The organism is Paenibacillus sp. PvP094 (assembly GCF_040546835.1).
Taxonomy (GTDB): domain Bacteria; phylum Bacillota; class Bacilli; order Paenibacillales; family Paenibacillaceae; genus Paenibacillus; species Paenibacillus illinoisensis.
Genome location: NZ_JBEPOM010000001.1, coordinates 4101785 through 4117627, shown reverse-complemented (window position 1 = coordinate 4117627; position 15843 = coordinate 4101785). Strand labels below are relative to the sequence as shown.

The window sequence follows — 15843 nt, the reverse complement described above, 5'->3', positions numbered from 1 at the left end:
AAAACGAAGAGGACAGAATAAACCTGAAGAAGCGAAGCGCTCGCCTTTATCCCCGGATTTTCCCCTTTGAGAAAGGGAATCCCAAAAATCTGGGGATAACAGCGATCGGAAGGTTGTTCTGTCATCGTAGTGCTCCATGTGAATGTACAGTTCATTTTATTATCCTCAACCTACAGCGACCTCACCGAAACATCCCCCACAGCTTAATCAAATGAAACGTATTGTTGGGATCAATCTTCTGGGCGATGACGAAGGCAACGAACTGCTCCTCCTGAGCTGACGAGAAATTTTCATTCAAGATAACAGCAGATGACTTGACCAATCTTCTAACCTTGGCCCGATCCTGAAGGTCGGACTTCGTAATTCCGTCAATCAGCTTTTTGATGCGATCTTTGACAGCAGGATTCTTCATCTTTAATTTGATCCGCTCCACCAGCTGCGGACTGATTCCATATTGTTGATAACCCAAAACGTACAGCACCTCCCAAAAATGAACTCACTTTCTATTCATATGATGGGAGGGCTTGTTCACTTGACTTTTTTCGCACGATTTGCAGGAAAGCCATGCATCCAGGCCACAATCAATCGATCAGATCACCCTGGAATACCTGCTGCTGCTGTAAATACTCTCGCAAAGCTGTATAGTCCACAGATGTCCAGAAATTCGGATCGCCGATCAAACTGGACACATCATCCCTCGCTTGCTCCAATACGGCAAAGTCTGCAACCATATCCGCCAGGCGGAATTCCGGTAATCCACTCTGTTTGGTCCCGAAGAAATCCCCCGGTCCCCGCAGATCGAGATCACGGCGAGAAACTTCAAAGCCATCCTCCGTTTCGGTCATGACCTTCATGCGCTCCTGCCCAACCTCTGTTTTGGGATCGGCGATGAGCACGCAATAGGAAGCGTGGGCACCCCGGCCAACACGGCCGCGAAGCTGATGCAGCTGGGACAGGCCGAAACGGTCCGCATCCATAATAACCATTAACGTAGCATTCGGTACATCGACGCCGACTTCCACCACCGTGGTGGAGACGAGAAGCTGAATATCGTTGCTGTAGAACGCACGCATCATCTCCTCTTTCTCCCCAGCGGTCATCCGTCCATGCAGCAGGCCTACACGATAATTCGGAAAGTTCTGCTGCATCTGCACATGCAGATCAATCGCATTTTGAACATCCAGCTTCTCGGATTCCTCAATTAAAGGGCAAATGAGATAAGCCTGACGGCCCTGATCCACTTCGCGGGAAATGAAACCAAGCACACGCTCCATCATGTCATGTTTAACCCAATAGGTGGAGATCGGAATTCGTCCCTTCGGCCGTTCCGAGATCGTCGATACTTCAATATCCCCAAATGCCGTAATCGCCAGCGTCCGCGGAATCGGAGTCGCCGTCATCGTTAACACATCGGGATTATATCCTTTTCGCCGCAAAATGCTGCGCTGGTTCACCCCGAAGCGATGCTGCTCGTCCGTCACGACAAGACCAAGATCACGGAAAAATACATCTTCCTGAATTAAAGCATGGGTACCCACCACGATATCAATCATCCCCATTTGCAATGAAGCAATCAGATCCTTGCGTTTCCGTCCATTCACGCTGCCCGTTAGAAGGCCCACCGTTACGCCAAAAGGTTCAAACAGCTTTTGCAATGATCGCATATGCTGCTCGGCCAGAATCTCGGTAGGGACCATTAGAGCTCCCTGGAAACCGGAACGAACTGAGGTATACAGCGCTATGGCTGCAATCACCGTTTTACCCGAACCCACATCGCCTTGCAGCAAGCGATTCATGGAATAAGGTGAACGCATATCATGAAGAATTTCCAGTTCCACCTTCTTCTGAGCATCTGTCAGTTCAAACGGCAGACTGCGCACAAACTCGCGAATGGTGGCATTATCCGTTGTATGCACAACCCCATCCATCCGATTTCGGTTCAATGCACGATAAGCCTGCATCTTCAGCTGGAACAAAAACAATTCTTCATAGACCATGCGCTGTCTGGCCTGCTGGCCTTCCCGATTATCCTGCGGACGGTGAATCCCCGCGATCGCCTGTTTACGAGGCATCAGCCCGTATTTCTTCATAAGAGATGGAGGTAAAATCTCGGGAATCAAGTCTCCAAATTGGATTAACCCCTGATTAATCGTCTTGCGCATCCAGGATTGCGTCAGCTTGCCCGTTACCGAGTAGACCGGCTGCAGCGTACCTGAACGGCCATCTCCCTTATCCGGAAACTCCGAATCCGAGACGGTCATCTGCATGCGCTTTTGCTCCCACTTCCCGGTAAGCACAATTTCGCGGTTCGGCGTAAGCTGGTCTTTTAGAAAATGACGATTAAACCAGGTCGCCGTAATCATCCACTCTTCGGTCATCACCTTGCAGGTGAGACGGGACTTTTTACCATAGCGCTGCAACACCGGAATACCCATGATCTTACCCTGGACCGTAATCTTGTCCCCGTCTTTCACTTCACTAAGAGAGCGCAGACGATAATCCTCATAACGAAACGGATAGTATTCAAGCAGGTCTTTAACACTAGAGATGCCAAAGGCGTGAAGCTCTCCCTCTTTGAGAGCACTCACGCCGTTAATTTGCTTAACCGATATTTCTTCCAATTTCATGTCTAATCCCTCATTCCGGAACAGGCCACATAAAGATGGCAATAACGCCAGGCCCAACATGGCTGCCAATAACGGCTCCAATATTGGTGTACACCACTTCATTCAGTGTAAAATGCCCACGCAACTGCTCTGCACAAGCAATCGCTGATCCGGGATCTGCGGTATGGCCTACGGCCACATTCACACGCTTACCCGCAAGGTCCTGCTGAAACAGCTCAATGATGCGTGCCATTGCTTTTTTGTGTCCTCTGACTTTTTCAACAGCGTATATGACACCTTCCTCATCAATGGACAAGATGGGCTTAATATTCAGTAAGGTGCCCAGGATAGCCGCTGCCTTCCCAATCCGCCCGCCTTTTTGCAGGTACTCCAGTGTATCCACCAGGAAAAACAGCTTGCGGCTCTTCTGCATGGCTTCCACAGCTGCAGCAATCTCGGCTGCGGACTTGCCTTGACTCGCCAGTTCAGCTGCCTGAACAACCATCAGACCATATCCATAAGATGCCGACTTGGAGTCCAGCACCGTAATGTCGCCATCGCGCTCCAGCAGGGATTTGCCCAATAGTGCCGATTGATAGGTTCCACTCATGCCTGATGACAGGTGAATCGAGACAATCGGACGTTCCGGGTCTTCATCCAGCAGAGTCTGATAGATGTTCATGAATTCGGTTGGCGAAGGCTGTGACGTTGTAGGTAACGCCGAAGCCTTCTCCAATTTGGCATAGAACTGTTCCGAAGTCAGATCAACGCCGTCTGCATAACTTTCTTCACCAAATAGCACGCGCAGTGGAACCACATGAATTCCGTATTTACGGACAAGCTCTTCCGGTATATCTGCGGTACTGTCTGTTACTATCGCAATTTTATGGCTCAAGCGAGATTCCTCCTTGCGTGAGTGTACTATCAGGACTCCACAGAGAACAAATAATAATAAACGGGCTGTCCTCCGGAATGTACCTCCACCTCAGCATCAGGATATTGCGACTCCAGCCATGCCGCAAGTGCAGCAGTAACCTCAGAGTCAGCTTCTTCCCCTTCGAGGATGGTAACCACTTCATCTCCACTCTCCATCATCTGCTGCAGCAATCCTTCACACGCACGCAGCATGCTTTCATCTGTCGCAACGATTTTGGAATTGTGGATGCCAATGTAATGGCCTGCCTTGATATCCAGCTCATCGTACTGAGTGTCTCTTACGGCATGAGTAACCTGACCCGACTGCACGCGGCCAATGGCTTCCAGCATCTGATCACGGTTGGTATCAGCAGACTCATCCTCTTGGAAGGCAAACGCAGCTGCCATTCCTTGCGGAATGGTTTTGCTCGGGATCACCGTGATCCGGCGTTCGTCTTCAAGCAGTTCTCGTGCCTGTTCGGCAGCAAGAACAATATTGGAATTGTTCGGCAAAATAAATACCTGTTCCGCAGCGATTGAGCGAACTGCATTCACAAAGTCCTCAGTACTTGGATTCATCGTCTGTCCGCCGGACAGAACAACATCCACTCCGAGGCTTTGAAAGATTTCCGCAATACCCTCGCCTGAAGATACAGCGATAAAACCATACGGAGCCATCTCATCTGCCGGAGGTACTGCCTCTTCATGACTGCGCGTCGTTTCAGGCGGAATCTCTGCAAACAATTCAGGAGAAGGCGCAATGTCCATGCCCGCCGTCAGCAGATCCCGGTGCTGTTCACGCATGTTCAAAATGTGAATCTGAGTAATTTCGCCGTAACGAAGTGCCAGATTCAGTACATCTCCAGGTGTCTTGGAGTGCACATGCACTTTGATCACTTCGTCGTCAGCAATAATGATGATGGAATCTCCATTAACTGACAACGCTTTCCGGAATGCCTCATCATCGAATGCCACGCCTGCATTATCTCCGAGCTGGCGGTTAATGAAAAATTCCATATCATACAGGAATTCGATATCTTCCGTTTCCAGTCTAGCCTGTGCAGACAACGGCATCTCTGGAGCAATGACCTGCTGTGCAGGCTTCGCAGGCACCTCTTCTGCCGGTACAGCCGGTTTCAATGCGGATGATGCCACAGATGGTTGTACTTCTTTTTGCAGGGATGCACGGCTAACACCGTCGGTCTGCAGCAGTACTTCCATAAAACCTTCGTAAATATATACAAGCCCCTGTCCACCCGAATCCACGACGCCAACCTGTTTTAGTACAGGCAGCAATTCCGGAGTCGTTGCCAGTGCCTCTTTTGCTTTTAACAATACTTCATTCATTAATTCGGTAATATCATTCGTCCGTCTTGCATAGTAGCTGGCATGTTTCGCTGCTTCCTTAGCCACGGTAAGAATGGTTCCTTCAACAGGCTTCACGACAGCTTTGTACGCTGCGTCCACGCCGTTTTGGAGGGCTGCTGCAAATTGGAGCGTATTCAGTTCCTCATAAGGAGCAGCTGAACGACTGAACCCACGGAACAACTGCGATAAAATAACGCCAGAATTCCCCCGTGCGCCCATAAGCAGGCCTTTCGATAAAATACCGGCAGCTTCTCCGATGGAGGCAGAACTCTTGCGTTTAATCTCTGCAACTCCCGCACTCATTGTCAAATTCATGTTCGTTCCCGTGTCGCCATCCGGCACAGGGAAAACATTCAGGGAATTGACGTGCTCTGCATGCTGTCCAAGTTGTTCCGCGCCGGCAAGTACCATTGCGGTGAAATCTGTTCCATTTAAAGAACGTATACTCAAGTGAGAATTCCCCTTCCTAGCTTGATACACGAACATCTTGCACCAAGATGTTAACTGGTCTGTTCATGCGTTGACGCTTCTGCGTCATTCTTCGTCCACACCTTGTCCGGCAAAGGCATACAATTCAACATGTCATCCGGATCTACGGTCTGGGCGGCCGAGCCACCGATATCCTGCAACCGCTGAAGCCCGAGTTCGGGGCATACGGATATGCACCGGTATCGAGAGCCGGCATGAATGCCGCATGGAGACTGGTGCCAGTGATGGAAATGTCACAGCGCACAGCGTTGCCAAATTGCAGACCACCGACCTCTTGGGACGGTCAAATCTCCGGCTTTCTCGCGGCAACAGCCTGTTCACCGCTGTATTATGGACTATTCAACATTGTACTATATTAGGCAGGAGAAATAAATAAAGTTTTTGGATCAGTTGACGAAGCTTTTTTGGGTATGATATTATATTCAAGTATTGTTTTATGCAGGTTAAGTAATGGAAATGATCCGGCCATGCCGGCTTGAACAACGCCATTAGCTACTGGAGCCTGACCACTATGGTCAGGAAGAACAATTTAGCCTTTAAGGAATGACTTTCGTCTCTCCGAAGGCAACTGGTTATTTTAGGATAGGAGGTGTAATCTATGTCTCGCAAATGTTATGTGACAGGTAAGAAACCGGGCACCGGTAACCACGTATCCCACGCTAACAACCGTAACCGTCGTTCTTGGGGCGTAAACGTTCAGAAGGTCCGCATTCTCGTGAACGGTAAACCAAAACGTGTATACGTAAGCACCCGTGCACTGAAAGCCGGTAAAGTGACTCGCGTATAATCACGCAAAGCTACTATAAATCGGATAAGCAAAAAGCACCTTGTTCCTTGCAGGTGCTTTTTTGGTATTCAAAAAAGTACATAAATACCTGCACAAGCATGTGAATGCCCGCCGCATGGCACTTCTCAGGTCGGATTCCCCAATCGTCCTGAAGCCATAGCGGCGGTATTCGCCTTTTGAGCCTGCTCTCGATCTTATCAGTTCTTTTGAAACGTATTAAGGATCGCCTTTACAAACCCTCCCAAAAACTTCGGCAGTTTGAATGTGTAAAATTTCATACTTCACCCTCCCCATCATGCTCATGCATCCGCCGTATCCTATGCTTCAGGGCCTTCTTCACCTTAAACACGACAAAAAAGGCTACATGAGAAACCTGCTCATGTAACCATATTTATGCGGAACCACCTGTCCCTATTCCAACATGACGAGCCCGAAGAACAGCTCATTTACGTTTGGGCAGGAACAAATTGATAGACAGCGATCATGAATACACTCAGCAAGTAATACAGTATGCTGAATATGACGAAGGTAACACGCGATCGTGTACGATCAAACTTTCGAAAATACATAATGACAACGCCCACGCCAATCAGTGAGGTAAGCGCATTGTATGGGGATTGAATGACTGCAAATAACGCAAGCACCAGTCCCGTTACAAGGCTGGCAGCCATTGTCCACAGCGTCTCCTTAAGGCCCATAGATCAGCCTCCGTAGCTGCTACGGATTTCGGCAATGGCGGCTGCACGGTCCTCACGTCCGAATACCGCACTACCTGCGACGAGTACATCCGCGCCAGCTTCAACAACGAGTGGTGCTGTATCGGCTGCAATTCCCCCGTCCACTTCGATGTGTACGTCATGGCGTCCTTTTTCATTCAGCCAGCTGCGAATTTGTCTGATTTTGTTCATGGTTCCCGAGATGAACGCTTGTCCGCCAAACCCAGGATTCACGGTCATGACCAGAACCATGTCCACGTCATCCAGCACTTCCTGAATGGCACTGGCAGGTGTCCCCGGATTCAGAGCAACTCCCGCCTTGACTCCCTGTTCCTTAATCAGATGAATCACACGGTGCAAATGTACACATGCCTCGGCATGAACGGTAATAACAGCCGCTCCTGCTTTGGCAAATTCCTCAACATACCGTTCCGGATTCTCAATCATCAGATGTACATCCAATGGCAGGTTGGTATGTGGCGCAATAGCTTTCACAATGGCAGGACCCAGCGTAATATTCGGAACGAAATGACCGTCCATGACATCAACGTGAATCCAGTCGCCTCCAGCAGCTTGCGCCTCAGCTACCTCAGCACCAAGACGTGCAAAATCTGCAGATAAGATGGATGGAGCAATTTTAATCATAATTAGTACCTCCGCTTCTTGTCTTTCATTTCTGTAAGGAACTGCTCATAATGCCGGTAACGGCTGTCGGAGATTAGACCTACCTCCTTGGCTGCAAGAACTCGGCATTGGGGCTCATGTGTATGGGTACAGCCGCGGAATTTGCATTGATCCGCATACTGGGCAAATTCACGGAAACAGGTGGATAATTCCTCCACACCAATCTCGAGAAAATCCAGTTGGCTGAATCCGGGTGTATCTGCTACAAATCCACCATTATCCAGCGGGATCAGTTCAACGTGTCTGGTCGTATGTTTACCGCGTCCAAGACGCATACTGATTTCACTCGTTTCAAGTGTCAGCCCTGGCATCAGGGCATTAAGCATGGATGACTTACCTACACCGGACTGACCCGAGAACACACTGATCTTGCCTGCAAGGCGTTCTTTGAGCAGTTCATTGCCCTCACCGGTTCGCGAACTGGTCGAGATGACTTCATACCCAATCTGTTCATAGAGAGCCTTAACCTCGGCTACAGTGTCCCTGGTATCCTTCTCTGGATCTACGAGGTCCTGCTTCGTTAATACAATTAGAGCATCCAATCCCGCCTGCTCAATATGTACGAGAAATTTGTCCAGCAGATTGAGGTTCATGTCCGGTTCTTTAACGGAGAACAGAAGAACAGCCAGACTGACGTTCGCAACAGGAGGACGGATTAATTCATTCTCCCGTTCCCGGATCTCGTCTACTGTTCCTTCGCCATTCTCAGTCAGCATATAGCTGACGCGATCACCGACAAGCGGAGATATGCCTCTCTTTTTGAATATGCCTCTCGCTCGGCATTGAACGGCGGAGCCTTCAACCGAAGGCACCCCGTTTTCTAACAGTGGCATGACATAATAGTAACCGCTTAGCGCTTTTACGATGATACCTTCCGGCATAGCTCCGTCGCCCTCCTTTGATTTGCGGTGCATTCCAAACTAACGTCAGCAACAAGCCGTCCTTACGGACGGCTTGTTGCGTTTACGACTTCATTCTTCTTATCTTTTCCATGACCTTTACCCTTATCTTTATTCATGGCAGACGTATCTTCACTTTCATTATCTTCTTCACCGTCGGCAGGAGTCGATTCAGGTTCACCTTCCTGGTTGCCGTCTACGCTGCCTTCGTCACCACCGCCGCCTTCTTCAGGCTCATTCGCTGGTGGTGGCTGATTACTGATCTCTGGCTCAATGGATGGCACGACTACGGTACCATTTTTGGCTTCAGCGTAGGTAACCACGTACGTATCCAGGAATTGACCATCCCGATATACAGATACAGCACCATTTTCATTAGGAGCCAGAACAAGCGGAATGGTTAGGGCCTGATAGGACTTGTTAATGGTACGGGTTCCCCATTCCTGGTTCTTTCCTCGGGCATCCTCAAATGTAATCCGGATCTTGCTGTTCTTGCCCTCTTCTTTTGGCGAAACATTGATATTGAAGGAATACTCCAATGCCTCAGGCGGATATCCGGTGCTGACGAAAATGGTAATTTTGTCACCAGGTTTCACATCGGTTCCGGCTTCCACAGGCCATTGTTGGGTGACCTTCCCCTTATCAACCGTATAGCTCGACTCTTCCTGAACCTGAGCCAGAACCAGTCCGGCAGACTTGATCATCTGCTCCGCTTCGTTACGGGTGCGATTTTTCAAATCTGGCATTTTCACGGTTTCTGCGCCTCTGCTGACGGTTAAGACAATTTCGGTCTGTTCCGGATCAAATTCTTGATCGGCCCCAGGTGTCTGGGACATAACCATGCCTGATGCAACGTCATTAGAATATTCATCTTTACGTTTGATCCGATCCTCACTGATTCCCAGATTTGTCAGATCCTTGACCGCATCCTCGTAGGAATCACCTTCAACGCTGATCATTTTGGTCAGTTCCTTTTCAGCTCCAACACTAAGTTGAATTTCCGAACCTTCCTTGACCACATCACCTTCGTTTCGGCTTTGTTCGAATACAATACCGGGATCGACACCTTCCTTATACTGCCGGATGACATCATCGCTCACAACCAAACCTTCATCCTGTAGCATCTGGCGTGCCTTTTCTTCAGTCTGGTTCACGACATTTGGCACTTTCACTTCAGGCACAACGAGCATGCCTTTGACGTACCACACAACACCCACCATGGCGATTAGAATTAAGACAGTCAATGAGATCAATAGTGTTGGTTTTTTCCAGTTTTTCGTCTTCGGCTTGCCTTTATGGTTCTCCTCGTCCGCTTCCATGACCGGAGCCGCGCCCGTAGAAGTAATTCCACGTGGTTCCGGTTTGATGGCAGGCATGACACGCGTCTGATCCACATCATCCTCATCCGGGAAGTCAATCTTGTTTTCATTGCGACGCTCTGGCATCAAACAGGTTTCCAGATCGTTCTGCATTTCCTTGGCCGACTGATATCGCTCCTGCGGATTTTTTCGCATCGATTTCAATATTACATTTTCCACACTTTGCGGAATCAGTGGGTTGAATTTGCGAGGTTCATCAAATTCTTCCTGCAGATGCTTCAAAGCAACACTGATCGGACTCTCGCCGAGGAACGGAAGCTGCCCAGTCAGCATTTGATAGAGTACGATGCCGAGAGAATATAAATCCGACTTCTCGCCAGTAACAATCCCTTTGGCATGCTCTGGTGAAAAATAATGCACCGATCCGACTACGGAACCAGTCTGTGTAATCGTCGTGGAGGTAACCGCTCGGGCAATCCCGAAATCGGTAACCTTCACACGGCCATTTCGGCCAATCAATATATTATGCGGTTTGATATCCCGATGAATAATCTGATTATGATGTGCATGATCCAAGGCGTCTGCAATTTGGGAAGCAATTCGAACAGCCTCATCCACCTGCAGCGGAGCCCGCTCTTTAATAATCTCATTCAGGTTTTTGCCTTCTACATACTCCATGACAATATAATGAACGTCATCTTCCTGGCCTACATCATAGATGCTTACAACGTTGGGGTGAGATAAGGATGCAGCTGACTGCGCTTCTCGACGGAATCGTCGGATGAATTCCTCATCATGTACAAATTGCTGTCTCAGCACCTTGATCGCCACATTCCGGTTCAGAAGCAGATCCTGGGCCTTGTACACAAGTGCCATGCCGCCACCGCCAACACGCTCAATGACTTCATAGCGTCCGCCTAGCTGGTGCCCTATCATGACTCACACCCCGTTTCCGTCACCACGGAACCTTCCTGTTGCACTTCAAACAGCGCAACCGTGATATTATCATCTCCGCCAGCCAGCAGAGCCAGCTGAAGCAGTCGATCGGCACGCTCTTCCAGCGGCAGCTCTTGATTCCCTGCCACTTGAACGAGCTGTTCATTGCTGACCAGATTGCTAAGCCCATCACTGCACAACAGCAGAACTTCACCTGTTTCCAGCTTGATGGGATCCAGATCTACTTTGACTTCTGCATCAGTTCCAAGAGCACGGGTCAGCACGTTGCGACGCGGATGATGAGATACGTCTTCCTTGCTGATCTGACCATTTTTAAACAATTCATTCACCAGGGTATGGTCTTCCGTTAACTGGATCACTTGTTTGTTTGCAATTTTGTAAGCTCGGCTGTCCCCGATATGACCGATAACCCCTTCTGCATCATTCAACAAGGCAGCAACCACGGTCGTACCCATGTTGTGATATTTGTCGTCTCCGGATGCAGTCCGATATATCACTTCGTTGGCATGCAAAATAGCATCGCTGAGGGCAGCAGACAAGGATGCATGTGACAGCCCCGGTTCCAATGTTCCCAGGTCATGCACCAATGTCTCAACTGCCAGACGGCTGGCGGTATCTCCAGCGAGATGCCCGCCCATGCCATCAGCGACAATACCCAGTATATACCCTGTCTCCAGATTGCGGATCCAGGCTGAATCTTCATTAACCGAACGCACGCGTCCGATATGGCTCACATGAACTGTTTTGATCAAAACGTTCTCACCTCAACTCCATATGCTTTGCACGAAGCTGACCGCAAGCGGCAGCAATATCATGTCCCTGTTCACGACGAATGGTTACATTAACACCCTGCTCCGAAAGAATCTTCTGGAAATTGAAAATGTCACTTCTCGATGTTCTTACATACTTGCGTTCAGGTACGTGATTGACCGGGATCAGGTTCACGTGGCAGAGCATGTTCTTGAGCACACTTGCGAGTTCCGCGGCATGTTCCGGCTGATCGTTCACGCCACCGATAAGTGCATATTCGAATGTGATTCTCCGGCCCGTTTTGGCCAGGTAATACCGAAGGGATTCCATCACATCGTCAAAAGGAAAACGACGGTTTACCGGCATCAATTTGGAACGCAGCGCGTCATTCGGTGCATGGATGGAAATGGCCAGGTTAATCTGTGTATCTTCATCCGCAAACTTGTAGATGTTTGGTACAATTCCGCTTGTGGACACCGTGATGTGGCGCTGACCGATATTCAGGCCCTTTTCGTGAATCATGATGCGCAGGAAAGTCATTGTCGCTTCGTAGTTTTCAAACGGTTCGCCCGAACCCATGATGACAATACTGCTTACACGTTCGCCACGCTCATCCAGAATCTTCTGAGCCTGTACGACCTGAGCAACAATCTCGCCTGCTGTCAGGTTACGCTTCAGTCCGCCCAGTGTAGAGGCGCAGAATGTACAACCGATCCGGCAGCCCACCTGTGTCGTTACACAGATACTGTTACCATAGTTGTGTTTCATGATAACTGTTTCGATTGCATGATCATCATGAAGACCGAACAGGAACTTCACCGTTCCATCCTTGGATTCAAACTTCGTAATTTCGGTAAGGGTTACAAATTCAAATTGCTCTGCCAGCTTCTCGCGCAATGCTTTGGACAGGTTCGTCATCTCACTGAAATCATTTACTCGCTTCACATAAATCCAGTCGAAAATCTGACCCCCTCGAAAAGCGGGTTCCCCATTCTCAACAGCCCATTGCTGCAGCTCTTCCAGGGAAAAATCATATATAAAAGGTTTCATTTTGTTGTCAACACCTATTCCTTCTTTTCTTTTCATTCTTCCTATTCTATCACAAAGACCACTTTACATCCATGTATGCCCTAGAGTCTTGCACTTCATGCATTATAACACCTCGGCGCACAAGCCGCACCCCATTACAAAAGAAATCCGCCGAAGTTCCCTCCGGCGGCCTTCCTTGCGTGCTATGGATTTACTCATCGGCTGCACGTGTCAGCCTCGCAATGAAGAAGCCGTCACTGTGTGCATACTGGGGCAGAATCTGCACGCCCCCGTTCACCGGATTCCACTTTTCCATCTCGGTTCCGGTCCAGGCAGAATCCACGGCCTGGTATTCAGGATGGCGCTTTAGGAAGTCAGCGACCATAAGTTCGTTCTCTGCCGGCTCAATCGTACATGTGCTGTACACCAGAACGCCGCCCGGCTTCAACAGCGGTGCAACCCGGTCCAGCAATTCTCGCTGCAGCCCCGAGATATCTTCGATATCTTCGGGCGATTTGGTCCATTTGACATCCGGCTTCCGGCGAATGACACCGAGACCTGAGCAAGGTGCATCCAGAAGGATCCGGTCGAACGAAGCATGAGGATAACGTTCATCCAGATCCAGTGCATCTCCGGTTACTGCGTCGATACAACTCAGACCCAACCGGTCTGCCTGATCCATGATAAGCTGACGTTTATGTGCATGCACGTCATTGGCAATAATCCGTCCACGGTCCTGCATTTTCTCGGCCATATGAGCTGTCTTACCGCCAGGAGCTGCACAGCAATCCAGCACAATTTGACCTTCTTCAGGTGCGACCGCTTCCGCCACAAGCATGGAACTTTCGTCCTGTACTGAGAACAATCCATCCCGATACCATGACGTTAATGCCATATTCCCACCGCTGCGTACAAGAATGCCGTCAGGACTTAACCGGGAAGGCTCCACCACTGCACCCGTGCTCTCCATCTCGTGCATAAGCTTCTCACGTGTGGTCATTGTCGTATTTACCCGGACACTCACTGCCGGTGGTTCATTATTGGCCTTGCAGATCGCTTCTGCTGTCTCTTCACCGTATTGGCCGATCCAGCGTTTAACCATCCACAGTGGATGAGAGTGCTCCAGTGCGATGCGCTCAGCAGCTGGCAGATCATTCGGAATCCGCAATTCATCCCGGTTACGGATCATGTTGCGCAGAACGCCATTGACCATACCCGAGATTCCTTGGTGACCCAGTTTCTTCGCCAGATTGACGGCTTCACTGACAACAGCATGTTCCGGAATCCGATCCAGATACAGCATCTGGTAGACGCTGATCCGAAGGAGACTTCGTACCCATGGCTGGAGCTTGGCCATTCCTTTGGCTACAAAACGTTCCAAGAAATAATCAAGCGTGTTTAGTCTTGCGATTGTTCCGTATACCAGCTCGGTTGCCAGCCCCGCATCAGCCGGACTAAGCTCCGCCTCTTTCAAACGACGATTGAGCTCCAGATTACTGTAGGCTCCATCCTGTTCCACAGCACTTAGCACTTTCACTGCAAGTGCGCGTGGAGAAGTTTTGGGTCGTTGAGAGCGCGAAGCTTCTCCCGAGGTTCGGGAGCCCCCAGCGGTTCTGGAACCACCCGATTTCCCTGGATTCGGGCGTCGGTTCTGTTTAGCGTTACCTCTGCTCGGACTGTCTACGGATCTGCCGGATCTATTCTCACTCATCGTAACACCGTGCCCGGTTTCAGCGTACCGCCTCGGCCAAAGTCAGCCGCCTTCATCGCTTTCTTGCCGGCCGGCTGAACTTCTGTCAGCCAGAGTGAACCGTTGCCCGTCTGTACCTCGATACCGGATGCATTCAGCTGCAGCACCGTACCAGGCTCAGCTTGTCCTTTGACTCCAGTCTCTGAAGCTCCCAATTGATTGGAATTAGCAGCAGCCCATACCTTAAACACCTGCTCGTCCCACATCGTAAATGCACCAGAGAACGGAACAAGACCACGGATCTGGTTATAGATTTCACGGGATGTTCGATTCCAGTCTATTTTCTCGTCTTCTCTAGTCAGATTGCGGGCATACGAAGCTTCGGCTTCATCCTGAGGGACAGCCGTGGTTTCCCCCGCAATAAGACGGGGCATTTCTGCCTGCAGCAGCTTGGAGCCTGCATCGCTGAGCTTCACAAACATAGTGCCAGAGGTGTCCTCATCCGTAATTGGAACTTCCACACGAGAGATCATGTCCCCGGTATCCAAACCTTCTGCCATAAACATCAGGGTAACTCCCGTTACGGACTCCCCGTTAATAATGGAGCGCTGAATTGGAGCACCACCACGATATTTAGGCAAAAGAGAACCGTGCACATTTACACAGCCTCGCACAGGCATATCCAATACGGCCTTCGGTAAAATCTGCCCAAATGCTGCAGTCACAATCAAATCAGGCTTCCATTCAGCCAATCTGGCCACGGATTCAGGATCACGCAGCTTCACCGGTTGAAATACGGGCAGGCCATGGCGCTCAGCCGCAGCCTTAACAGGCGTTGGCGTGAGCACTTTTTTGCGGCCCTGCGGTTTATCGGGCTGGGTTACTACACCCACCACGTTATAACCCTCAGCGATGAGCATATCCAGAGAAGGAACAGCAAATTCCGGGGTACCCATAAAAACAATATTCAAATCCATCACTCCTTAATTACGTCGCGGTCCAGTCTGATCGGCTGCAATTTCGTACACCTTCTCAGCGATATCCGTGAAGAGTACGCCATCCAGGTGATCAATCTCGTGCTGGAATGCCCGGGACAACAGACCGCTGCCCGTAATAATCAGTTCATTGCCTTCACGGTCCAAGCCTTTAACGGTAACTGTCTCAAAACGGCGAACGTCGCCGTTAATACCTGGAATACTCAGACAGCCTTCCGGCCCAAACTGTTCGCCTTCACTTGCGATGATTTCAGGATTGATCATTTTGATGAGGCCCTGTTCATCCCCGGCATCAATGACAATCAGGCGTTTCAGAATGCCTACTTGAGGGGCTGCAAGACCTACTCCTTCAGCGTCATACATTGTATCCGCCATATCATCCAGCAGTTTTTGTACATTCGGTGTTACTTTTGTAACTTCCTTGGCTCTTTTGTGAAGCACCTCATCTGGTTCTTTAACAATAATACGAATCGACATGTTGTAAGCACCTTCCTAACCCAAATCTCATGTTGGGTATCATTCTTTTGAGTATCGTTTGCTTTGTTTTTAATCTATGTTTATACCGCTTGTTCACATCCACATTTTGCTCTAATCATTTTCCCAATTTTTATCACACGAAGTGTCCATGGAAAACGATGC

General features: G+C 49.6%; 15 protein-coding genes. 1 reads left to right on the top strand and 14 read right to left on the bottom strand.

The window, feature by feature from the left end:
• Nucleotides 1-181: 181 nt before the first annotated feature.
• The 4 genes from ABIC22_RS18930 to ABIC22_RS18915 all read right to left on the bottom strand — a co-directional run bounded on the left by ABIC22_RS18930 (nt 182) and on the right by ABIC22_RS18915 (nt 5339).
• Nucleotides 182-469 carry a stage VI sporulation protein F gene (locus tag ABIC22_RS18930; protein ID WP_095359342.1) on the bottom strand — a complete coding sequence of 96 codons (288 nt, stop codon included), beginning with the start codon at nt 467-469 and terminating at the stop codon, nt 182-184.
• A 112-nt stretch (nt 470-581) separates the two neighbouring features.
• Complete coding sequence (recG, locus tag ABIC22_RS18925; protein WP_354483055.1) at nt 582-2627, bottom strand: ATP-dependent DNA helicase RecG; 2046 nt, start codon at nt 2625-2627, stop codon at nt 582-584.
• A 10-nt stretch (nt 2628-2637) separates the two neighbouring features.
• A complete protein-coding gene (locus tag ABIC22_RS18920; protein ID WP_153979339.1) occupies nt 2638-3501 on the bottom strand; it encodes a DegV family protein in 864 nt (287 codons plus the stop codon).
• Between the two features lie 29 nt (nt 3502-3530).
• Complete coding sequence (locus tag ABIC22_RS18915; RefSeq protein WP_095359345.1) at nt 3531-5339, bottom strand: DAK2 domain-containing protein; 1809 nt, start codon at nt 5337-5339, stop codon at nt 3531-3533.
• A 637-nt stretch (nt 5340-5976) separates the two neighbouring features.
• On the opposite strand from ABIC22_RS18915, the gene rpmB reads away from it, so the two are divergent.
• Nucleotides 5977-6165, top strand: coding sequence for a 50S ribosomal protein L28 (gene rpmB, locus ABIC22_RS18910; protein WP_024631107.1), 189 nt, complete (start codon nt 5977-5979; stop codon nt 6163-6165).
• A gap of 197 nt (nt 6166-6362) precedes the next feature.
• Here the strand turns inward: rpmB and spoVM are convergent, their stop codons facing one another.
• The 10 genes from spoVM to def all read right to left on the bottom strand — a co-directional run bounded on the left by spoVM (nt 6363) and on the right by def (nt 15681).
• Nucleotides 6363-6443, bottom strand: coding sequence for a stage V sporulation protein SpoVM (gene spoVM / locus ABIC22_RS18905; RefSeq protein WP_019424875.1), 81 nt, complete (start codon nt 6441-6443; stop codon nt 6363-6365).
• A 168-nt stretch (nt 6444-6611) separates the two neighbouring features.
• The gene (locus ABIC22_RS18900) at nt 6612-6863 is read right to left on the bottom strand and encodes a hypothetical protein (protein WP_095359346.1); all 252 of its coding nucleotides are present in this window, start codon (nt 6861-6863) and stop codon (nt 6612-6614) included.
• Nucleotides 6864-6866: 3 nt separating this feature from the next.
• Entirely contained in the window at nt 6867-7526 is a 660-nt protein-coding gene (gene rpe, locus ABIC22_RS18895) for a ribulose-phosphate 3-epimerase (RefSeq protein WP_095290279.1), read from the bottom strand.
• A gap of 2 nt (nt 7527-7528) precedes the next feature.
• Complete coding sequence (rsgA, locus tag ABIC22_RS18890) at nt 7529-8446, bottom strand: ribosome small subunit-dependent GTPase A (protein ID WP_354483050.1); 918 nt, start codon at nt 8444-8446, stop codon at nt 7529-7531.
• Between the two features lie 62 nt (nt 8447-8508).
• Nucleotides 8509-10719 (bottom strand): Stk1 family PASTA domain-containing Ser/Thr kinase, encoded by a 2211-nt coding sequence (pknB, locus tag ABIC22_RS18885; RefSeq protein WP_354483047.1) that lies wholly within the window; start codon nt 10717-10719, stop codon nt 8509-8511.
• Nucleotides 10716-11492 (bottom strand): Stp1/IreP family PP2C-type Ser/Thr phosphatase, encoded by a 777-nt coding sequence (locus ABIC22_RS18880; protein ID WP_127537872.1) that lies wholly within the window; start codon nt 11490-11492, stop codon nt 10716-10718. The genes pknB and ABIC22_RS18880 overlap by 4 nt, the downstream gene beginning before the upstream one ends.
• A gap of 7 nt (nt 11493-11499) precedes the next feature.
• A complete protein-coding gene (gene rlmN, locus ABIC22_RS18875) occupies nt 11500-12540 on the bottom strand; it encodes a dual-specificity RNA methyltransferase RlmN (protein WP_095290542.1) in 1041 nt (346 codons plus the stop codon).
• Nucleotides 12541-12730: 190 nt separating this feature from the next.
• Nucleotides 12731-14230 (bottom strand): 16S rRNA (cytosine(967)-C(5))-methyltransferase RsmB, encoded by a 1500-nt coding sequence (gene rsmB, locus ABIC22_RS18870; RefSeq protein ID WP_354483043.1) that lies wholly within the window; start codon nt 14228-14230, stop codon nt 12731-12733.
• Entirely contained in the window at nt 14227-15186 is a 960-nt protein-coding gene (gene fmt, locus ABIC22_RS18865) for a methionyl-tRNA formyltransferase (RefSeq protein WP_354483040.1), read from the bottom strand. The genes rsmB and fmt overlap by 4 nt, the downstream gene beginning before the upstream one ends.
• A gap of 6 nt (nt 15187-15192) precedes the next feature.
• Entirely contained in the window at nt 15193-15681 is a 489-nt protein-coding gene (gene def, locus ABIC22_RS18860) for a peptide deformylase (RefSeq protein WP_095290270.1), read from the bottom strand.
• Nucleotides 15682-15843 lie beyond the last annotated feature (162 nt).